The organism is Caballeronia sp. LZ019, from assembly GCF_031450825.1.
Lineage (GTDB): Bacteria > Pseudomonadota > Gammaproteobacteria > Burkholderiales > Burkholderiaceae > Caballeronia.
Window position 1 is genome coordinate 1,498,427 of the sequence record NZ_JARTVZ010000005.1, and the last position, 20,279, is coordinate 1,518,705.

The 20,279-nt window shown below is 57.4% G+C and carries 16 protein-coding genes and 1 pseudogene; 13 read left to right on the forward strand and 4 right to left on the reverse strand.

Annotated features, from left to right (window positions below; genetic code table 11):
- Window positions 1–19 precede the first annotated feature (19 nt).
- Window positions 20–1,306 carry an MFS transporter gene (locus tag P9255_RS20460; protein WP_309790366.1) on the reverse strand — a complete coding sequence of 429 codons (1,287 nt, stop codon included), beginning with the start codon at window positions 1,304–1,306 and terminating at the stop codon, window positions 20–22.
- Between the two features lie 253 nt (window positions 1,307–1,559).
- Here P9255_RS20460 and gabT point away from each other — a divergent pair, with 253 nt between their 5' ends.
- From gabT to P9255_RS20510, 10 genes are all read left to right on the forward strand, one after another.
- Window positions 1,560–2,858 carry a 4-aminobutyrate--2-oxoglutarate transaminase gene (gene gabT / locus P9255_RS20465; RefSeq protein ID WP_309790367.1) on the forward strand — a complete coding sequence of 433 codons (1,299 nt, stop codon included), beginning with the start codon at window positions 1,560–1,562 and terminating at the stop codon, window positions 2,856–2,858.
- Window positions 2,859–2,861: 3 nt separating this feature from the next.
- Window positions 2,862–4,064: an aldehyde dehydrogenase family protein gene (locus P9255_RS20470; protein WP_309790368.1), complete on the forward strand. Its 1,203-nt coding sequence runs from the start codon at window positions 2,862–2,864 to the stop codon at window positions 4,062–4,064.
- Window positions 4,065–4,145: 81 nt separating this feature from the next.
- Window positions 4,146–4,484 carry a tRNA-binding protein gene (locus P9255_RS20475; protein ID WP_309790369.1) on the forward strand — a complete coding sequence of 113 codons (339 nt, stop codon included), beginning with the start codon at window positions 4,146–4,148 and terminating at the stop codon, window positions 4,482–4,484.
- A gap of 187 nt (window positions 4,485–4,671) precedes the next feature.
- Window positions 4,672–6,138 (forward strand): amidohydrolase family protein, encoded by a 1,467-nt coding sequence (locus P9255_RS20480; protein ID WP_309790370.1) that lies wholly within the window; start codon window positions 4,672–4,674, stop codon window positions 6,136–6,138.
- 7 nt (window positions 6,139–6,145) lie between these two features.
- On the forward strand, window positions 6,146–7,126 hold the full coding sequence (locus P9255_RS20485) for a CobW family GTP-binding protein (protein WP_309790371.1): 981 nt from the start codon (window positions 6,146–6,148) through the stop codon (window positions 7,124–7,126).
- Between the two features lie 1,417 nt (window positions 7,127–8,543).
- On the forward strand, window positions 8,544–10,910 hold the full coding sequence (locus tag P9255_RS20490; protein WP_309790372.1) for a hypothetical protein: 2,367 nt from the start codon (window positions 8,544–8,546) through the stop codon (window positions 10,908–10,910).
- A complete protein-coding gene (locus P9255_RS20495; protein WP_309790373.1) occupies window positions 10,903–11,724 on the forward strand; it encodes a hypothetical protein in 822 nt (273 codons plus the stop codon). The genes P9255_RS20490 and P9255_RS20495 overlap by 8 nt, the downstream gene beginning before the upstream one ends.
- Before the next feature lie 48 nt (window positions 11,725–11,772).
- Window positions 11,773–12,999: a hypothetical protein gene (locus P9255_RS20500; protein ID WP_309790374.1), complete on the forward strand. Its 1,227-nt coding sequence runs from the start codon at window positions 11,773–11,775 to the stop codon at window positions 12,997–12,999.
- Complete coding sequence (locus tag P9255_RS20505; protein ID WP_309790375.1) at window positions 12,996–13,580, forward strand: hypothetical protein; 585 nt, start codon at window positions 12,996–12,998, stop codon at window positions 13,578–13,580. The genes P9255_RS20500 and P9255_RS20505 overlap by 4 nt, the downstream gene beginning before the upstream one ends.
- Window positions 13,581–15,035, forward strand: a complete 1,455-nt coding sequence (locus P9255_RS20510; RefSeq protein ID WP_309790376.1) for a tyrosine-type recombinase/integrase — start codon at window positions 13,581–13,583, stop codon at window positions 15,033–15,035. It abuts the gene before it with no gap.
- A 59-nt stretch (window positions 15,036–15,094) separates the two neighbouring features.
- Here P9255_RS20510 and P9255_RS20515 read toward each other — a convergent pair.
- A pseudogene (locus P9255_RS20515) lies at window positions 15,095–16,072 on the reverse strand (YifB family Mg chelatase-like AAA ATPase); the annotation flags it as partial.
- A gap of 95 nt (window positions 16,073–16,167) precedes the next feature.
- Window positions 16,168–16,428, reverse strand: coding sequence for an accessory factor UbiK family protein (locus P9255_RS20520; protein ID WP_309763489.1), 261 nt, complete (start codon window positions 16,426–16,428; stop codon window positions 16,168–16,170).
- 397 nt (window positions 16,429–16,825) lie between these two features.
- On the opposite strand from P9255_RS20520, the gene P9255_RS20525 reads away from it, so the two are divergent.
- The gene (locus P9255_RS20525) at window positions 16,826–17,164 is read left to right on the forward strand and encodes a P-II family nitrogen regulator (RefSeq protein ID WP_014190273.1); all 339 of its coding nucleotides are present in this window, start codon (window positions 16,826–16,828) and stop codon (window positions 17,162–17,164) included.
- A 101-nt stretch (window positions 17,165–17,265) separates the two neighbouring features.
- On the opposite strand, the gene P9255_RS20530 is transcribed toward P9255_RS20525, so the two are convergent.
- Complete coding sequence (locus tag P9255_RS20530; RefSeq protein WP_309790377.1) at window positions 17,266–17,433, reverse strand: hypothetical protein; 168 nt, start codon at window positions 17,431–17,433, stop codon at window positions 17,266–17,268.
- On the opposite strand from P9255_RS20530, the gene P9255_RS20535 reads away from it, so the two are divergent.
- The gene (locus P9255_RS20535) at window positions 17,432–18,664 is read left to right on the forward strand and encodes an ammonium transporter (protein WP_309790379.1); all 1,233 of its coding nucleotides are present in this window, start codon (window positions 17,432–17,434) and stop codon (window positions 18,662–18,664) included. The two genes, P9255_RS20530 and P9255_RS20535, sit on opposite strands and share 2 nt — an antisense overlap.
- Window positions 18,665–18,952: 288 nt before the next feature.
- Window positions 18,953–20,242, forward strand: coding sequence for a glutamate--cysteine ligase (gene gshA, locus P9255_RS20540; RefSeq protein WP_309790381.1), 1,290 nt, complete (start codon window positions 18,953–18,955; stop codon window positions 20,240–20,242).
- Window positions 20,243–20,279: the final 37 nt, after the last annotated feature.

Consider the following 20,279-nt stretch of genomic DNA (forward strand, 5'->3'; position numbering starts at 1 on the left):
CGTGACACCGCGGCAACAGTTAAACCTCTTTGGGCTGGCGATAACCGAACAGCACGCCCAGCAAGCTGAAGGCGGCGGCGAAGATGACGTAGAACGCCGGCGCCATAGCCGTACCTGTCGTGCTGATGAGCCACGTCAGAATGAGCGATGCGAAGCCGCCAAACGTCATGACGGCCAGATTGTAGGCGACCGAGAGTCCAGTCGACAGCACCTTGGTTGGGAAGGTTTCCGACAGAGCGGCCAAGATAGGACCCGTATAAATCGCGATGAGCACGCCGAACACGGCCTGAAAAACGCACAGCGTCGCGAGTGACGGAGCCTTCACAATCATCGCAAACATGGGCCAAGCGAGAATAAGCATCGCAGCCGACGCACCACCGAGCAGCCACTTGCGGCCCACTTTGTCCGAGTACCAGCCGGTGAACGGCGAGAAGACAGTGATGACACCGCCACCGACCATTGCCGCGATAAACGATGCGGATTGCGGAAGCTTCAGGACCTTCACCGAGAACGTCGGCATGTAGAACAGAATCACGTAGATACAAACGGTCCAGAGCACGACCATCGCGAAACTTGCGAAGGCTTGCCACGGGTAGTCGCGGAGAACCTCCTTCAGCGGCGTCTTCGACTTCTCTGCCTCAAGAAAGACCGGCGTTTCATCCAGGTTGCGACGAATGAAGAAGCCGATTGGCCCGATGAGCAAACCTGAGAGGAACGGGATGCGCCAACCCCAGCTCTCCATGTCGGCAGTGGAGAGGCCGAGCGTAATACCCGTCCCGAAACAGGCACCCATCAACACGGCGAAACCGATGCTCGTCTGAATCCAGCTGGAGTAGTACGCCTTCTTGCCCTTGGGTGCGTGTTCCGTCAGGAAGGCAGTTGCCGTGCCCATCTCGCCGCCGGCCGAAAAGCCTTGAAGCAGGCGCGCAAAGACAATCAGGCAGGGGGCTGCCATGCCGATTTGCGAGTACGTCGGGGCGAGACCGATGATTGCCGTACCGGCGCACATTAGAAGAATCGTCAGCGACAGCGCAGCTTTCCGGCCGGCGCGGTCGGAATAGATGCCGATGAGAATGCCGCCAAAGGGGCGAACAAGGAAGCCGACACCAAACGTCGCGACCGAGAGCATCAGCGACGTGAGGTCGTTGCCAGTCGGGAAGAACAGCTTTGCGATGGTGATGGCGAAAAAGCCGTACACCATGAAGTCAAACCACTCGAAGCCGTTCCCCAGCACGGTGGCAACAATGGCCCGCCGTCGGGCGGCTTTCTCGTCTACGTAGCTTCCTGCCAAATTTACTGTGTTCATCTCCGCTCCCGATGCGTACTTAGCGCTTTCAATGGTCGGTTCGGTTCCGGTCAGGAACCAGCCGTATCTCATTGAACTCAGCCAGAAACCACATAACTACCCATCTTTGGTAGGAACGGGAGCTTGTAGATTAGTGCAAGAACTATGAATTAGGCCAAAAAAAACGAAAATTATCGTCGAAATTCCTACTTTTCGTAGGTGTTCGCACGGTTTATGGCTTCCTACCATGGGTTCTATCTCAGGAGGTGATTTGATGAACAAGGAACTCGACAAAAATCCGAGCGCCGCGGCGCTGCGCGAAACCTACGTTGCTCGCGGCGTGGCAACGGCCCACCCCGTTATCGCTACCCGTGCGGCTGGTGCGTACCTGTGGGACGACAAGGGTCGCAAGTACCTCGATTTCGTAGGCGGCATCGGCGTGCTCAACGTTGGCCATAACCACCCGGCGGTGGTCGCAGCGGTGCAGCAGCAGCTCGAATCTTTCTCGCATGTCTGCTTCCAAGTGGTCGGCTACGAGCCATACATTCGCTTGGCAGCGCGTCTGTCGGAACTGGTTGCCCCCGGCCAGGGCTACAAGTCGGTCTTTCTGACGACCGGCGCTGAGGCAGTTGAGAATGCCATCAAGATTGCGCGTGGCTACACGAATCGCCCTGGCGTGATTGCCTTCCGAGGCGGCTTCCATGGCCGCACGCTCCTTGGCATGTCGCTTACGGGCATGAGCGCACCCTACAAGCAGAACTTCGGACCGTTCGCGCCCGACGTCTACCATGCTCCGTACCCCAATGCGTACCATGGCATCAGCTCGGACGATGCGCTGAAGGCACTCCAGACCATCTTCAGCACGCAAATTCAGCCGGACCGCGTTGCGGCAATCATCCTCGAACCCGTACAGGGCGATGGTGGTTTCCTGGCCGCGCCGGCCGAATTCATGCAGGCTCTGCGCGAGCTCACGAAGAAGCACGGCATCGTTCTGATTTGCGATGAAATCCAGACGGGCTTTGGCCGCACTGGGAAGATGTTTGGCTTTCAGCACTCGGGAATCCAGCCTGACCTCGTGACGGTGGCGAAGAGTCTCGCAGGCGGTCTGCCCATCTCGGGCGTTGTGGGTCGCCCCGAAATTGTTGATGCCCCGCAGCCGGGCGGATTGGGCGGCACGTATGGCGGCAACCCGTTGGGTTGCGCGGCGGCAAATGCCGTGCTGGACATCTTCGAGCAAGAAAACCTGCTCGAGCGCAGCGCCAAAATCGGCGAGCAACTCCGCGCTGGGCTGGAAGGGTTGAAGGCCCAGCACGCGGAAATGGGCGAAATCCGTCAAACCGGCGCGATGGTCGCTGTCGAGTTTGTCTCCGACGCGAGTACGAAGTCCCCGGACAGCGCTCTCGTACAACGCATCCTCGACGCAGCACGCGAAGAGGGCCTGCTCATCATCAAGTGCGGCGTTGAACGCAATGTGGTCCGCTTCCTGTCGCCCCTGACGGTTTCGGACCAGGACGTATCGGACGCACTTGGGATGTTCGGTCGCGCCGTGACTGCCGCCAAGGCGGCTGTCTGAGCGATGCTGGACGGACGGCTTGACGAAGCCACCCAACGCCTGCTTGCGCGTCCGTTCGGCGTGCGAGCAGGCGTCATACGTCGATTTGACATCAATAGTCCGTTCGACGGTTCGGTGGTTGGCACCGCGCCCGACACCGACTGCCGCACCATCGCGGCGTGTTTCGAGCGCGCGGTTATCGCTGCGGGAACGCTTCACACAACACGAGTCGTTCAGGAGCGGTTGTGTTCCTGGGCGAAAAGAATCGCCGTACATCGAGAGAAACTGGCGCGCACCATTAGCCTGGAGACGGGCAAGCCAATCAGGTTTGCTCGTGTCGAGGTGCTGACGGCACTCGCGACTCTCGACCTGTATTGTTCGAGCCCGGCTGTGTCCCTGGCACGAGAGTGGACAACAGCGCAGGTCACATTTGGCATCTTGAATTGGTGCGACCCGGTCTTGTCATTGATAACAGAGACGGTGGCGGCGCTAAGCAACGGCCGCGCTTTGCTTGTGAAGCCATCTACGCGAGCCTCGCTATCTTCGTTATCGCTCGCCGCCCTCTGGAACGAAGGTGACGACCTCGACGGATTGCTATGCGTCGCTCCTTCCACTGACGCGATTGGAATGCTACGTGCGGCACTCATGCACTCTCGTGTGAGCGAAGTCAGGTTTCGAGGAAGCCGTGAGGTCGGCAGCTACATCCTGCGTGCATGCGACGAAGCATTAGTGCCCGTGACAGTGACTACGGTCACTCGGTCTCCGCTTGCAGTTGACGAGCACTCCGACATCGAGTCCGTATGTGACTCAATTGTTGAGCGGGCCTTCTTTCCTCCTTTGCGAGCGGAAGCCGAGCGCGTGTCGTGTCTTTACATACCCGATTCCATTGGGGACTCGGCCGTCTCCGCACTCATCAGCCGAGTATCTCAGTTACATGTCGGAGACCCGCTCGATGAGCAAACCGACGTTGGGCCTCTAATCGATGATGTGGCGGCGACTCTGCTAGAGGAACAAATCGAAGAAGCGGTGGCCGCGGGAGCAGCGCTACCGGTCATCGAGCCGGCGGCTGAGCCGCGACATTTCCGTCCCGTGATTTTGGACTATGCTCACCCTTCCATGCGGGTTTGCCAGGGGGAACTCGAAGGACCTCTGCTCCCTGTGGTCAGATACAAGCATCCGGACGAAGTTCAGGACGCACAGATGTTGAACGCGGACTCGACGCCATAGCGACCAGATAACATCAGCCGTACTGCGGCTTTGTCTCGAGACCCCGTTGGGCTTTGGATACAAATTTTCTATTGTCACAAGATGAGCGATACAACCCCCTACGAAGCGTTTTCAATGGTTGACATGCGCGCCGGTCGCATCGCCCGTGTTGAATTGAACCCAGAGGCACGTAAGCCAGCCTACAAGATTTGGATTGACTTCGGTGAGCTGGGTGAGCTCGCGACCAGCGGTCAATACGTGGCACTCTACAAAGCGGAAGAGCTTGTCGGTCAGATGGTCATTTGCGCGGTGAACCTGGGCGCTCGACGTATTGCCGGATTTAAGTCCGAGGTCCTGATGCTTGGCGTCGAGGGCGCGGACGGCGCAGTTGTTTACCTCAAGCCGGAGCGTGATGTCGCCCCCGGCACGAAAGTATTCTGAGAATTGACGAAAGCCTGAAAAGGGCAAATCGATAACGGAGACAGCATGAGCGCGCCTGATGCGGATATTGAAGTCGGAGAAGAGATGGTCGCTGGTTTCGCAAAGAAAGGTTTGGGACAGGTGCAAGCCGCGACGAAGAGGGACCGCGGCGCCGGCCCCTTCCGTTCGACTCGTCCTGCGCGGTGCGATGGTCATCGACGGCACGGGCGCGCCTCCCTGGGGACCGGCCGACATCGTAGTCGAGGATGGGCGCATCACTCAAGTCGCCGCAGTTGGCGTACCGGGGTTGCCTATCAACCCGGCGCGTCGGCCCGCAGCCGGCGACCACGAAATCGACTGTTCCGGCAAGTTCGCCACCCCGGGCTTCATCGATTGCCACGCGCACATCGGCACGCCGTTTCACGCAGAAAACGGCGAGATGCTGCCGGCCGACTATATCTACAAGCTTTGGCTCGCTCACGGTGTCACGAGCGTCCGCGAAGCAGGCACGATGAACGGTCTTGCGTGGACACAGCAGCAGGCGGCGGCGGCCGATGAGGGGCAAATTGCTGCACCAACGCTCTACCCGTACGTCTATTTTCCTGCGGTCAACGACTACCTGAAGACCATCTATACGCCGGAGCAAGGTAGGGAGTGGCTGCGCAAGGCACATGCAAAAGGCGCGCGAGGCGTGAAGTTTTTCGGCGCACCGCCAGCAATCATGCAAGCCGCACTGGACGAAAGCAAGAAGCTTGGACTGAGGACGTGTTGTCATCACGCGCAGCTTTCTGTTGGGCGCATGAATTCTCTGCGTACCGCTCGTTGGGGCCTCACGAGCACGGAGCACGCCTACGGCATTCCTGAAGCGCTGTTCGACGGCCGCACGCTCCAATCGGTGGGCGACGACTACAACTACAACGACGAATATATGCGGTTCGCGACTGCGGGGCAGACGTTCCTGCAAGCAGCGCGGCCGGGTAGCACGAAGTGGAACGAGGTCCTTGAAGCATTCTTGGAAGCCGGACACACGTTCGTTCCGACCATGAACGTGTATGACAGCAATCGTGACCTTATGCGCGCCCGTCGCGCCGACTGGCATGACGAGTACACGGACAGTACAACGTGGAAATACTTCCAGCCGCAGCGCGGCGGGCACGGCGCGTACTTCTACCGCTGGTCGGTGAAGAATGAAGTCGAATGGAAGGAGAGTTTTAGCATCCTCATGACCTTTCTTAACGAATACAAGAACCGCGGCGGGCGTGTGTGTGCCGGTAGCGACTCCGGCTTCATGTATCAAGTCTATGGCTTCGGGTTTGTCCGTGAGCTTGAGCTGCTGCAAGAGGCAGGCTTCTCTCCGCTTGAGGTGATGCGTGCCGCGACATCTCACGCTGCCGAACTGCTTGGTGTCGAAGACGAGGCTGGGACGCTGGAAGTCGGCAAGCGCGCAGACATTCTGATTCACGACCAAAATCCGCTGACAGACTTCAAGCTACTGTATGGCACTGGCGCGGTCCGGTTGAACGAAGAAACGAACGGTCCGGAGTTCAAGCGTTGTCTGCAGAAGACCATTCGCGGCGGAATGGTGTACGACGTCGAAGAATTGCTCGCGGACGTTCGGGAGATGGTCGCTGGAAGCTGGAAAGATTCGTCCCTGAGCCAGCAGACGAAGAAGTGAGGAAGTCATGGAAAGTGGACCGCAGTTCATAATCGTCTCCGGGGCATTGGGAAGCGGAAAAACGTCGTTGATTGAGAGCTTGCTCAACTGCAGTGACGACGCGTCCGACACCGCTGTCATTGTCAACGAGGCGGGCGAGATAAATATCGATGGCGCTGTGCTCTCGGAATCGGCTAGCGGCATGTCCATGGCCACGCTCAGCAACGGATGCGTCTGCTGCTCGATGACGAGCGACTTGGTCACATCTATTCAGGACCTGATGCACTTTCGCCAGGTCGCTGGCAAGGGCCTGTTCTCGCGAATAATTCTTGAGTGCAGCGGCCTTTCCAGGCCTGGTCCCATAGTGTCATCGCTACAGGAACTTGCGGACCTTCGCCTCAAGCTCCATTTGCTGTCTACATACGATTGCAGCCGCCCTCCGCTGCAAGGCCCCGATTTCGAGGACGCGGTGGCGCAGTTAGCCGCGGCTCACACGGTCGTGCTCACAAAGATAGACCAAGTGGCGGTGGAGAGGCGCGAGGAAGCGGTTGAAACTGTAAGGTCACTCAATCCTCTCGCATTCATTGTGAACGAGTTTTCGGCGTCGGTGCGCGCGCGGGAGGCCTTCGCTCCGCCAGGCAACATTGATGTTCCCGTCGGTGCCTTCTGCAAGTCTTTCGAGCGCCGGCGTCTCCTCCATCCGCGTGTCCGAGTGTTTCACGCAAAGTATGACGCCATTATTCCATGGGAAGACGCATTAGACTGGCTTGAGAACATAGCCGGCGCGCTCGGCGAGCGACTGCTGAGGATAAAGGCGGTGGTGCCGGGCGAAAATGCGGATGACCGACTCTTGCTGCAGTCCGTTGGAACTACTTTTTCAGCTCCGCGAAGGCTCAAGGATGAAACGGTTGTACCCTTGGGAGCCGTCGTCATTGCAAGAGACATCGGCAGCGACGATTTGTCGTCGATTCCAACGAGGCATTCAGTAAGCTGGGACAACCACTTGTAGTTGGCGAAGACCCTTCAACAGTTGTCGGAGGGAGCGCGCTACGCCTCGTAGGAGGATGACGCGTACGCCAGGCGGGATTCGTTCGGTAAAATCATCAGATGAGCCGAATGAACCCATTCCAGTCGCGCCTTGCCGCGTTCGTATTCACTCTTGTCGTCGCCATCTGACTTATCGGTCTTTCGAAAGGTGCCGACCAATGGTGGGGGGCCTGCTACAGAATCTGGGTTCTGGCTTGCTGACCTCACTGTTCCTGATTGCAATAAATGACCGTATCTGGGAGCAGCGTCTAGCAGCGGAGGCGAGCGCTCGCGAGCGCACGGTCCTGCGGAAACTGCGGCACGCAATGCGGAGCCACGTGCGAGGCCTGTTGTTCAGTATTTTGCCGGAGCGCGGTGAGCACGAAGCCGAAGGCAATACCTGATACATATCGTGGCTTTGTCGCAAAGAGCTTCGCCGGGGAGGCACCGCATCTGATTTTGCTAGCGGTGTCGGACGCGAGCTATCCTGCACACGTGATTTTCGTTGATTGGATATCGCAGAACACAGAGCACTTTCAAGGACAGCTTCAGCGATGGTTGGCGACATACGGCGCGAATGTAGGCCAGAAATTGCAGATGCAATAGAGACGGTACTAGAGTCCGATTTCGTGCGCGTCGCCGCCCAGCTTGACCGGCTTAAAGTCCCGATTCAAGCCGCAGGCTTTGAGTCCGTCAACTTCTTCAACGAGCCGATATGTCGTATCTACGCTGATTGTTTGTGCACAGTCATCGACTTCGCCGAATCGTCTACAAGAGAGCAACTCGGAGTTTTCACAGTCGCTGACTGGGAAAATCCGTTTTTCCAAGATAGGGTACGCGCGTATGCGAGGTGCTAACGGCGACTAGACCGTCGTTGCCAGCGTAGGGTTGAAAAACAACTCCAGCCCCGTTGGTAGGCACAGCTCTGGACGCTGACCGGGCATCTGGTTTCCGGGCGCTGCACTACCCGGAACACCCATGCCTTCGTGTGCATGAAGGAAGCCCTCCGCTGCTGAAGCGAACGCCGGTGTACCCTCTCGGCGAGGTACTCCATGCCACACTTTCCCAACATTGCCATTTCCCGGCCAAACTTTTTGATGCTATCCTATCAAATAGCTCCAGACCAAAAATAGGGTTGAAGGCACCTGCCGTTTGAAAGGTTTTAGGCAAAGCCGCTGATAAGCGTGGCTTGGAGCAGTAACCCGTCCAACTTGTTGGCGCCAACTCAAACAGCGCCATGTCAACAGACCGGACGAATCTGACCCGATTTTATCGGAGGGATTCGTTTTGTCTGGAAAAGTTTCTGCCCTGATTGCGCTCGGCGACGCCAAGCGTTCTTCACTCGGTTCTGCAATCAATCTTCGCGCATTTGTCCTTTCCGGATTGCCCGGAGGTGCGCGATGAGCCGGCTGCATGTAGTTCCCACTGCCGAGTCTGCGTCCGAAGCCACGACTGATTTCAAGTCACGGCGCGACAGTCAATTTTCATCGCCTGCGGTCGTTCGCGACGTAGGGTGGTATTCCGGGCAGCCCTACCAACGAATCTCAGTAGCTGCGCTCGACCGTTTGAGCCAGTTGCTTGAGGCACCAAAGCCCCACAAGAGCAACCGACAGGTCGTCATCCGCCTGTTGGACATCTTCCTGCAAATTACGAATCAAAGCCTCAAGCTTCGCGATGGACGCCTTTCCCCAAAGTCTGTGGTCCTCGATTTTTGCGGAGCAATTTACTCGGAGAAATTCCTCTGGGCGACCCCCTCACGTCGATTTGATTTGGTATGCGTAGTGAGGTTTATCGCAGACGAAACCGGGACCATCGAGGCGTCTGCCTTTCCTTCGACATCGACGCTGGGCATCACAGCCGAGTGGAAAAAAAAGAAGGAAAAATTCGAACAGACCGACCTGGACGAGGAAGCGGTAAAGAGCGCAAGAGGCTGGCCGGTCACTACCCCAGGCGGCATCCGGTGGCTCGACTTGCGCGCCCTCGAGCAACGCTTCGGCGAAGCATACGCGACTGGCTTCCAGCGCGCTACGCAAGGCTTCTATGACAGCCGCAATCAAGAATCCATACACCAGGTCGCGTTTCTCATCGACTACCTGGCAACACTTCCGCCTGAGTGGGCTTATGATGATTTTGCACGCCCGGAGAAGATTCAGGAATTAGTCGCGTTGTACGCGCTCCACTTCGCCGAGACACGAGGGCAGACGCATCATTATGCCTATGTGCAATCACATTGGACAAAGGGCCGCAACTTCATAATAAAAGCGTTGCTTAAGTCCGGTTTTTGGGCGACTCCGTCTTGGGAACTTCCCATTTTTCCGATTACGGTAGTACAGCATCATACTCACCGCCGAGAGGATGGAACTGGCGTCGGACGCTACAGCGCAAAACTCCTGACGGACGTGCCATTGAAACTCACGGATAAGGAAGCGGCCGAAATTCTCTTCTCCCGAATTCAAAGTGACTTGGCGATAGTTAAAAAGTGGGCGAACGCTCAGATATTGGACCTTTGGGAAAGGCATGAAACCTTTCTCGCGCTTTCAAAGGTAGGGGTTGTTCGGGAGCTCTCTAAGCCCGGCTATGTCCTCGGCAAGGGGCAGACGCGCCGCAGTCATTCTAAGTGGAGGGAAAACATTGCGGCTACGTTTCTTGCCCGCGGTTTTGAGACAGCCGAAGATGAGCCGCGGCTTGACTTGCTATATGGCTCGCCCGCTACGGACGTGTACTCGCTCTTAGCGCTTCCTACAGCAGGGACGCTGTTGCCTCACATGGCGATATTGGTAAGCGAACACCCCCTGATAACTCCGAGTTTTTTCGAAGAACTCGTTCTCTTCGATGCTCATGACCACGTGGTCGGTGTAAGTGAAATCGACACGACTTGGGTTATAGACGGGAGAAAGGCGAGAAAGGGGCCGAGAAATGCACAGCAGACATTCGCCCTCACCGACCGCGCGGCAGAGGTATTAGCGCAAGTCATCGCTTTGACCGAGCCATTGCGAAAGTATCTTCGAAAAAAGGGCGACGGCAACTGGCGCAGGATTTTTTTGGAATGCCAACGTGGGTTCGTCTATCCAACTCCTGTTGCTGCCTCAAAACGTACTTCTGGAAATGACAATGTCGAAAGGTTGACGAAGGAGTTTGCGCCACACGCAGCTTTGAGCGAAAGCGAAGTCCGTCGGTTAGCGCTGCGGTTTAGTTTGATTACGTTGCGTGCGAGCGAAGCAGTTGAAAGGTACCTTCGAAAGCCCGATTTGGCAGAAGCCGCCAAGAATCTTGGGCACGAAAAGCTTGTCTTCAGTCAGATTGAGCGATACGTTCCTCCGCCTCTCATTGCCTTCTTCGAAGAGCGTTGGGTGCGCTTGTTTCAAAACGCGGTCATTGCGGAAGCTCTCAAAGGCAGCGAGTATCTTCTTCGGGCCACTGACTTTGTATGCATAGAGGACCTCCACGAATTTCTTGAAAATCATGCCCTCAAAGTCAGGCCGATACAGCCGGAGAAGCCCGAAGTGCGCAACGACCTTGAAGATAGCCGAGTGTATTTTTCGGCGAGCGTTGAGACATTGGCCGTCCTTGAGGCTTTGCGGCGCGCCGTCGAGCTCGCGACGAGGAAAGTGACAACACTCGCTATGGAATGGGCCGATTTCGCGGAGCGTCTGAAGAAATACATAAATTTTGCGCAACCTCCGCGGGAAGAACTTGTTTTCTTATTGGAGCAGGCAGAGGCGTGCGCGCATGAAGTCGTTATCGCGGAGGAAGCCATATATGAGTAACTCGGTTCCAGCGGCCGTCCTGGCCCATCTTAAAATCATTGCGACTCCGACTTTCGATAGTTTTACTAGAGCTCCTTGGTTGAAGTCTCCATTCAACGATGCGGAATGGACGTTAGTCATTGGAAAACAACGGATTGTTTTAAACTGGGGAGTGCCCCTCGGTGAAAGTGTTTTGACCGACAAGAAGCACAAAAGGCTGCTTGATGCGTTCAAGTGCTGGGTGCTCGCGCAAGCACATCCCAAGGTGACAAATGGTCGATTGCACGATGACGGACATATCTATGACCGCGTCACACGGGTAATAGTCAACATTGATTACATGTTGCTTCACCAAGAGTCACTAGGTCTAGGAAAACATGGTCTGGCGGCGGTCACCGAAAATGACTTCAAAGAGATGTTGCGGGCAATGGAGTCTGCATCCAGCAACGTGCAAGCCCTATATGATTGGCAGCCAAGATTAAGTGCTTGGTTAAATTCTCTGGTCTTGAAGTACAGGCCGCAGCTTGCAGGAGCACTTCGCGCCAAGCCAATCTTACGTCAGATAGATACTCCTCGGGGTGATTGGGAGTTGGCACCCGATAAACGGACATTGATTCGTTGGAGGGCTGCGCTTTGGGTTGGGGGCTTTTATCAGACCAGAGGTTCTACAGATTTTACGCACACTGTGAATACCCTGAAGGTAGCGGCGATTATTTATCGCGGGACGTTGCGTGGTGTATCGGCTAAGCCGCTGACCCCAGAGTTAGGCGTGGGAGCTGTAGAGAGATGCTATCGCGAGCGAGAAGCTGTTCCAGTGTCAAGCTTTGGCGGTTGACCGACAAAGCAAGAACTCGGGTATAGGCGCCGGTCGCTGAAGACGCTCTTGGTGCTCGACGGGGTTTGCGAAAACATTCCAACACAGGCGCTTCTTGGGGCGCTAAGTCAGGGCGTTGTAGATGTCGAGTCCCTTCGGGAGACAAGCCGCTTCGCCACGGCTCCGTTTCCGGTAATTATGAAAAACGTTAGAAACGCAGCGGAGTTCTGCTACCGCCACGGTGAACATATCGTCAAAAGCTACGCCAACGTAATCAATGCGGCGAAAGAAGCCGGCCTATCGCCCGCCGACCTGGTCGAAAGATACGGGCTCCGCAAATATCTGCATGAAGATACTATCGCGATGGGAGTAACGAGGTTTTCGCTTGGGGCTGAAGCTCACGCGGCCAGTCAGCGACACATTGCGATGTCGGATGTTGTTTCTCAGTATTTCACAGGCCTACGCGGTAATCGAGGACTGGTCGAACTTGGAAGGGTTCTGATTGGGTCAGTAGCTCAGAATGTCGGACCGTTAACAGCAAGGCGTAGCGCCGAACTTGTTGGCTTGCCCGTTAAGGGAGTACTAGATGAACGGCGCGCCAACATTATTTTCCGCAACGGAAAATCGGGCGTTCTCAAGATACGTCAGGTGGAGGAGCGTCCGATTCCAAAGCTCATTTCGGACGATATCCGATTGTGCGAGTTGTTGCATTCGCGTCTCGGAACACTGGAAACTGGGCGTCTTTTTGATGCGCCAGGCGCACTGGGTATGAGGGCGGCATCGAAAAGTGTGTTCTACCGTTGCTGCGATACCTTCGCAGACTACTTCGAAGTTGCATGTGATGCGCGTAAGCGACGATGGTACGTACGGCAGCATCAGAATCGAAAGTTTCTTGTCCTTGCTTTTTACTATGGAACAACGCAGGGAAATGTTCACACGTTGCGATGGATGCTGGCGCATAGCGACGTGGAGCATCTTTGGCATTATCTAACGAAGATTACTCCGGGCGACATGCTCCGCGAGGTTCAAGCATATTTCTTGGTGGATGCTCTGCAAAATCATCCGTTTGATTTATCGGAGATTGATATGCATGAGGTAGTGTTCGCTGAGCTCTCTGACAGTATGGAAAGAAGGTTTGGAACTCGAAATTTTGAAATCATCGAATCAAACATGCTTGAAAATTTCATTTCGCTGTCTATCAAAAAAGGGCTAGAAATACTTCCGCATTTCTTTGAAGTAGGTGGCGTAAAGCTAGCAAGAATTGCGGTGACTATTCGGAACGGGAGCCGGTTATGATAAAAGGCGCAAAGACAGAAACAGAGCGTGCTGTGTCCGCTCTCCATAGCTTTCTTGAACTCGTCCGCGATTCGCCCAGGAAGTTCACATCAGATAAGGAACTTTTGTTCGCGCTGAGAAGACAGGACCGTCTCGCTACGTATCGAAATCTCGAACATCATGTTGTTGCGACGTCTCGCAGCACAATTGATAGGGTTTGCAATAGGTTGTTAGAGGGAGGCACGAAGGCGTTCGACAATCTACGAAAGGAGGCATTAGAGGAACTCAAAACTGTAGGCCGTCTGCTTGATGAGATGCCCGCTCCTCCGAAGCGTACGCGCGACCATTATAAGCAAAAGGCGAAGAGCAAAAGCGAAGAGGTCACGTTAGGTCTTGTTGACTGCTGGCACTTGACGAGTGCGCTGTACGCAGCGATTCAGGCGGGACGAGCTATCTCCGCAGATAGTAAAAATGCAGCCATTATGGAGAAGTGGAGAAAGCTGGAAGCGGTGATACTTTGCGAAGTCCGGCTCTCTAAGAAGTTGGTTGTGACAAAGGGCGGCGATGCCGAGCGTTGGGCAGAATCCATTCGGGTCATCTAAATGTCATATCCCAAACTCTTTTTAATCGCGCCGGACGACATGGTTGTGTTTTCATCAATGTCCGAAATGGGAGAGGCTAATACCGTGGCGGCAGGAGCCGTTCCGTTGCCGAAGTGGCCGGACGGTCGCTGGTGCCACGAGGTGGCGTTATTCCTCGGCAAGGCAACGCGCAGGAATCTTTCGAGGTTCAGCAAAGGGGGGACGTTACGGACCTATGTCAATAATCTCAGTCATCTGGTGCGGTTTTGCTGGCGCAAAAACTGTCCGTTTGATGAGTTGAATGATTCTATTTTCACGGCATTTATACAAGGTTTAACCAAAGAAAAAGAAAAGGATGGTCTTGAGTCGAAGGACGTAAGAAATGCTAATACGGTATGCAACATTGGACGTCGTTCGCTCGATTTTTTGAGTTTTGTCGGGGAACTCCATGGAATAGATGGGTTTCTTGATGGAAGCGGCGGCCATATAAAGGCAGAAAAACGGGCGATAGCGGTCGGTTCTCATAACTCTCGGAGTAGGAAGCTTGTTTACTATTGGCACCACCATTCCTTCCCGGAGCCAGTGCCCGTTGAGAAGCGACACTTAATCGGTATAGATTATGTGTCAAGGCTTCGACGCGCAGCAGTTACCTGTGGAAGCGAACCATTCGTAATGCAGCGGCGACTGGTAATGCTTCGGGTATTGGAAGCTACAGGCGGTCGTCGGTCTGAAATTGCGCTCATAACTGTGGGCGATATTGAAGAGGCGTTAGCGACCGAGGGCCCGTTCTTGAAGCTCTACTCAGCCAAGAAAATGGGAATGGATAAATCCAAAAATCCTCATAGATTCGTGAAGGTCACTTTCAATGACCTTGAGTATATTCGGCGTTATATAGAGGTTTTTCGCGCTCCCTTAATCGAGCGGACGTTGTCAGGAAGCAAGGACCACGGCTATCTGCTTATTTCAGAAACAAGTGGTACGCCCATTAGAGATACCACCATTACCGGAGAGGTCCGCACGCTTCGAATAGCTGCCAAAATAACTGGAAAGGCACACCCGCATTTATTTCGTCATCGGTTTGTTACGATTCGATTGAAGGACTTGATTCTTTCTCATAAGCTCGCAAATCGTTCCGAATTCGAATTGAAGTTCAAGATGGCAGGTTTTATGAAGGAGGTTGCAGAGCAGACTGGCCACAAGAGCTTGGGAACACTGGACCATTACATTGACTGGGCGTTTATCGAACTGTCGGGAGAGGATGGGGCTGCTAGCAACCACGTCGATTTGGCAAGAGTCGCTGCAAGCGTTGAGTCGAGTGTGGCAGAACTCAAAGCGCTGCGTGAGCAGCTGTCGGCGGACGATTTCACTCTCGAGGTGATGCGGCGATACGAAGCGCTAGCCCGAGATGTCGGCGCAATCGAAAAGCGGCACCGGCGCGGACCGGGGGGCCAAAAACTGCACGATGTCACTCAATAAAAGTTGTTCAAGGACGTGTTGTTCAGGAGGGACATAAGACGATGTTTCTATTAGTGATTTTCCCTGAACAAGAAAGTGCATAAACGCGAAATTTCCGGTTCGTCGAGAAACAGGACGCCCAGATGGGCGAGCGTGATTTCGCCCGGCTGCGGCGGATTACGCCCGCCGACGAGCGCAACCGAACTCGATGAGTGATGCGGTGCGCGAAACGGCCGCTGTCGCCACTGCGCGGGCGTGAAACCCATCGAACTGGCGGAGAGAATGGCGGCGGACGTGAGTGCTTCGTCATCGGTCATCGGCGGGAGAAGGCCGGGCAGACGCGCGGCCAGCATCGACTTCCCGGCGCCGGGCGGCCCGACCATCAGCAGATGATGCCCGCCCGCCGCCGCGACTTCGAGAGCACGCCGCGCACCGGGATGACCGATGACATCCGCGAGATCGGGCGACGTCACGGCGTTGGCGTCGGAAAGCGTTGCGGCCTGCACCGGACTGAGGCGCGCATCCGGCACGCCGTTGAGGTGAGCGCACAGTGCACGGAGATCGTCGGCGCCGTACACGTCGATGCCCGGCACCAGCGCGGCTTCCGCTGCGCTCGCGAGCGGCAGATAGATATCGGGGACGCGCGCATCGGACGCGGCATGCTGGCGTGCCGCGCCACAGACCATCGCGAACGCGCCGCGCATCGGCCGCAACGCGCCTGTCAGTGACAACTCACCGGCAAACTCACGATGCTCCAGCGATTCCGCCGGAATCTGCCCGCTCGCGGCCAGAATGCCGAGCGCGATGGGCAAGTCGAAGCGGCCGGACTCCTTGGGCAAGTCTGCGGGCGCGAGATTGACGGTGATGCGGCTGACGGGAAAGTCGAAGCCGCAGTTCTGAAGCGCGGCGCGTACGCGCTCGCGGCTTTCGCGGACTTCGAGATCGGGAAGGCCGACGATAGAGAACGACGGCAACCCGTTGGCAAGATGGACTTCGACGACGACTTCCGGCGCGCGCCCAGGCGCGGGCGCGCGGCTGCGTACCACGGCAAGCGACATGATTTCACCCGAATCGGCGCAAGCGAAAAGCCGCGCCGCAATAAGACTAGAACGTCACGGCTCGCCGGCCGGATACGAGAGATGAGGAGCGCGCGTCAGTCCTGCGACGTGCCGCCGCTTGCCAGCCGCTGTTCCAGTTGCGCGACGCGCTTTTCCAGTTCCTCCAGACGCGCGCGCGTGCGCACGAGCACCTGCGTCTGCGTATCGAATTCCTCGCGCGTGACGAGATCGAGCCGGGAGAAGCCGTGCTGGAGCATCGCCTTCATGTTTTTTTCGACGTCTTTCGCCGGCGAATTCTTGAACAGGTCGCTCATCTTCTGCTGAAGGTCGTTGAATACGTCGTTGGGCTGCTTCATCGTTTCTCCCTGTGTGCACAAATAATGTGCATTCATTGTTAGGTCAGTGCCCCGCGCTTTCGAATGGTCGAAAGTGGTGCGCCGCTGCGTTGCGGCGATACATGGCGGGGCAATCCCGAAGGCGACGCGATTTTAGCGCCGGCGCGCGGCCTCTTTCGCCGTCCCTGCCCTTTTTACGGGACCTTGGGACCACTCTAGCAACGAACCTGCCCCTCCGCCAGCGTGTGGCGGCCGCGTTAGCCGTTCGGCAGAGGGAAAACCTCATTCGGCGGCTGAATTGCGCAAACCCGCGTGGTTATTAGCATGGCATACGAGTTGCATTGATGGCGCGACCTTTTCTGCACGCTTTTTCACCGAACGGCACGCGGAAAGATCAGGAAACCACAGCGAGGGATACATGAAGCTCATTACCGCAATCATCAAGCCGTTCAAGCTGGACGAAGCGCGTGAAGCGTTATCGGCGATCGGCGTTTCGGGAATCACCGTGACCGAGGTGAAAGGCTTCGGTCGTCAGAAAGGGCACACGGAGCTGTATCGCGGCGCGGAGTACGTCGTTGACTTCCTGCCGAAGGTGAAGATCGAGGCGGCCGTGTCCGACGACATCGTTGACCAGGCGATCGAAGCCGTCGAGCGTGCCGCGCGCACGGGCAAGATCGGCGACGGGAAGATCTTCGTGACCGCAATCGAGCAGGTCATTCGCATTCGTACCGGCGAGACCGGCGCGGACGCGCTCTAAGAATAATCGGCGATAAGAGGAACCAGAAGAATGCGTAACTTTTTGATGTCCCTGTTGGTGGCGACCGCGCTGGCAGGCGCGACTGTCGGCACCGCTCTCGCTCAGGACGCGTCCGCTCCGGCCGCCGCCTCGGCGCCCGCGACCGACGCCGCATCGAACGCGAGCGCGCCGGCCAGCGCGAACACGGCGATGGCTTCGTCGGCGGAAGCGGCGTCGGCTGCACAGGCTGCATCGGAGGCCGCACCGAGCGCGCCGACCGAGCCGTTCATGGTCGATTCGTCGAAGATCAGTTCGGGCGACACCGCCTGGATGCTGACGTCCGTCGCGCTCGTGCTGTTCATGACGATTCCGGGCCTCGCGCTTTTCTACGCGGGCATGGTCCGCAAGAAGAACGTGCTCGCCACCGTGATGCAGAGCTTCGCGATCTGCTGCCTGATCACGATCCTCTGGACGGTCGTCGGCTACAGCATCGCGTTCACGCCGGGCGGTTCGTTCCTCGGCGGCTTCTCGCGCGTGTTCCTGCACGGCATGGCCTACATCAAGGGCGACAAGGCGACGACGCTCACCGTCAGCCACCTTGCATCGACCATTCCGGAGTCCGTGTATTTCGCGTTCCAGTTGACGTTCGCGATCATCACGCCGGCGCTCATCACCGGTGCGTTCGCCGACCGCATGAAGTTCTCCGCGATGCTCGTCTTCATGACGCTGTGGTCGCTGATCGTCTACTCGCCGATCGCGCACATGGTCTGGGAACCGACCGGCTGGCTCGCGTCGGCGGGCGTGCTCGACTTCGCGGGCGGCACCGTCGTTCACATCAACGCGGGTATCGCGGGCCTGATGTGCTGTATCGTCCTCGGCAAGCGCGTAGGCTACGGCCGCGAAGTCATGGCGCCGCACAACCTCGTGCTCTCGCTGATCGGCGCGTCGATGCTGTGGATCGGCTGGTTCGGCTTCAATGCAGGTTCGGCGGTCGCGGCTGACGGCCGTGCCGGCTTCGCCATGCTGACGACGCAAATCGCCACCGCATTCGCCGCATTCGGCTGGATGTTCGCGGAGTGGATCACGAAGGGCAAGCCGTCGGTGCTCGGCATCATCTCGGGCGCGGTCGCGGGTCTGGTGGCCGTGACGCCGGCCTCGGGCTTCGTCGGCGTGACGGGCGCGATCGTGATCGGCATCGTTGCGGGCGTGGTCTGCTTCTGGTCGGCCACCTGGCTCAAGCACAAGTTTAATTACGACGACTCGCTCGATGCGTTCGGCGTGCACGGCGTCGGCGGGATCATCGGTGCGCTGCTGACCGGCGTGTTCGCGGTCAAGGACATCGGCGGTTTCGACGGCAGCGTGCTCGTGCAGGCGAAAGGCGTGATCGTCACGCTGATCTACTCGGGCGTCGTCAGCTTCATCCTGCTGAAGGTCATCGACATGGTCATGGGCTTGCGTGTCACCGAAGAACAGGAACGCGAAGGGCTGGACGTCACCTTGCATGGCGAGCACGTCGAGTAACGCGTCGATCACAATACCGCGACCGGCGCACGCCGGCGCGGTCCAAGCAACGAGCGCAGCGACTTGGCCCGCCTTCGATGGCGGGTTTTTTTTGGCTGCGCGGTCTGCCGCACTTTCGTCCAGCGGCGCGCGATACAGATGACTGCCGGGAGCCGGGAAACCTTGGTAATTGGCGGCCCATCCCCAATTAGGCAAAGCAATTGCTCTACAATCTTTCGTCTCTGTCGGCCGGCGCTGTCGTGTTGGCGCGCGAAGCCGGTCCCATGCAAAGCTGTTCGCGAGAAATCAATGGTTCCGCATTTAGTTACGGCGTTGAATGGTCCTCTGCTCGATCTCGAGCGGAAAATCCTGGAGGCCACGCCTGCCATCGAGCGGTGGTTTCGTCTCGAATGGCAGGAGCACACGCCGCCGTTCTACTGTTCCGTCGATCTGCGTAACGCGGGGTTCAAACTCGCGCCCGTCGATACGAACCTGTTCCCGGGCGGCTTCAACAATCTGCCGCAGGAAGTGCTGCCGCTGGCCGTGCAGGCGGCGATGGCGTCCATCGAAAAAATCTGCCCCGACGCGAAGAATCTGCTCGTGATTCCGGAGCGGCATACGCGCAATGCGTTCTATCTCGAGAACGTCGCGCGGCTCGCGACCATCATGCGGCAAGCGGGGCTGAACGTCCGCTTCGGCACGCTCGATGAAAACATTCACGGCCCGGTGACGATCCCGCTCGCCGACGGCCAGAAGATCGTGCTCGAACCGCTCGAGCGCACGCCGCGCCGTCTCGGTCTCAAGAACTTCGATCCCTGTTCGATCCTGCTCAACAATGACCTCTCGGCGGGCATTCCGCCGGTGCTCGAAAACCTGCACGAGCAGTATCTGCTGCCGCCGCTGCATGCGGGCTGGGCGGTGCGCCGCAAGTTGACGCACTTCTCGTGTTATGACGATGTCGCGAAGAAGTTCGCGAAGATGGTCGAAATCGACCCGTGGATGGTGAACCCGTACTTCGCGCACGTCGAAGGCGTGGACTACGAAGCACGCACGGGCGAGGAAGCGCTTGCGGACGCCATCGACGGCGTCATCAAGAAGATTGCGAAGAAGTATCGCGAGTACGGCATCAGCGAGAAGCCGTATGTCGTCATCAAGGCCGATGCCGGCACGTACGGCAAGGGCGTGATGACCGTGCACGACGCAAGCGAAGTCGCCGCGCTGACGAAGCGCGAGCGCGTCAAGATGAACGACGCGAAGGAAGGACTGCAAGTCCACGACGTCATCGTGCAGGAAGGCGTGCATACGTTCGAGCGCGTCGAGAATGCGGTCGCGGAGCCGGTGGTTTACATGATCGACCGGTACGTGGTCGGCGGCTTTTACCGCGTGCACGATTCGCGCGAGCGCGATCAGAACCTGAACGCGCCGGGCATGCACTTCGTGCCGCTCGGCTTCGAACACACCGCGCTGCCGGACACGCACGCGAAGCCGGGCGCGGCGCCGCCGAATCGCTTCTACATGTATGGCGTGGTCGCGCGGCTCGGGCTGCTCGCCGCATCGGTGGAACTGGAAAAAACGGACCCCGAAGCCATTCAGGTCTAATTGCGCGGCTTGCGGTAAGCTCGCAGGCCGCGTCAAT

Excerpts from the sequence above, each read along its gene's own strand:
- P9255_RS20460 (WP_309790366.1), bottom strand. The coding sequence starts at position 1,306 with ATGAACACAGTAAATTTGGCAGGAAGCTACGTAGACGAGAAAGCCGCC.
- gabT (WP_309790367.1), top strand. The coding sequence starts at position 1,560 with ATGAACAAGGAACTCGACAAAAATCCGAGCGCCGCGGCGCTGCGCGAA.
- P9255_RS20470 (WP_309790368.1), top strand. The coding sequence starts at position 2,862 with ATGCTGGACGGACGGCTTGACGAAGCCACCCAACGCCTGCTTGCGCGT.
- P9255_RS20475 (WP_309790369.1), top strand. The coding sequence starts at position 4,146 with ATGAGCGATACAACCCCCTACGAAGCGTTTTCAATGGTTGACATGCGC.
- P9255_RS20480 (WP_309790370.1), top strand. The coding sequence starts at position 4,672 with ATGGTCATCGACGGCACGGGCGCGCCTCCCTGGGGACCGGCCGACATC.
- P9255_RS20485 (WP_309790371.1), top strand. The coding sequence starts at position 6,146 with ATGGAAAGTGGACCGCAGTTCATAATCGTCTCCGGGGCATTGGGAAGC.
- P9255_RS20490 (WP_309790372.1), top strand. The coding sequence starts at position 8,544 with ATGAGCCGGCTGCATGTAGTTCCCACTGCCGAGTCTGCGTCCGAAGCC.
- P9255_RS20495 (WP_309790373.1), top strand. The coding sequence starts at position 10,903 with ATGAGTAACTCGGTTCCAGCGGCCGTCCTGGCCCATCTTAAAATCATT.
- P9255_RS20505 (WP_309790375.1), top strand. The coding sequence starts at position 12,996 with ATGATAAAAGGCGCAAAGACAGAAACAGAGCGTGCTGTGTCCGCTCTC.
- P9255_RS20510 (WP_309790376.1), top strand. The coding sequence starts at position 13,581 with ATGTCATATCCCAAACTCTTTTTAATCGCGCCGGACGACATGGTTGTG.
- P9255_RS20520 (WP_309763489.1), bottom strand. The coding sequence starts at position 16,428 with ATGAAGCAGCCCAACGACGTATTCAACGACCTTCAGCAGAAGATGAGC.
- P9255_RS20525 (WP_014190273.1), top strand. The coding sequence starts at position 16,826 with ATGAAGCTCATTACCGCAATCATCAAGCCGTTCAAGCTGGACGAAGCG.
- P9255_RS20535 (WP_309790379.1), top strand. The coding sequence starts at position 17,432 with ATGGTCGATTCGTCGAAGATCAGTTCGGGCGACACCGCCTGGATGCTG.
- P9255_RS20530 (WP_309790377.1), bottom strand. The coding sequence starts at position 17,433 with ATGAACGGCTCGGTCGGCGCGCTCGGTGCGGCCTCCGATGCAGCCTGT.
- gshA (WP_309790381.1), top strand. The coding sequence starts at position 18,953 with ATGGTTCCGCATTTAGTTACGGCGTTGAATGGTCCTCTGCTCGATCTC.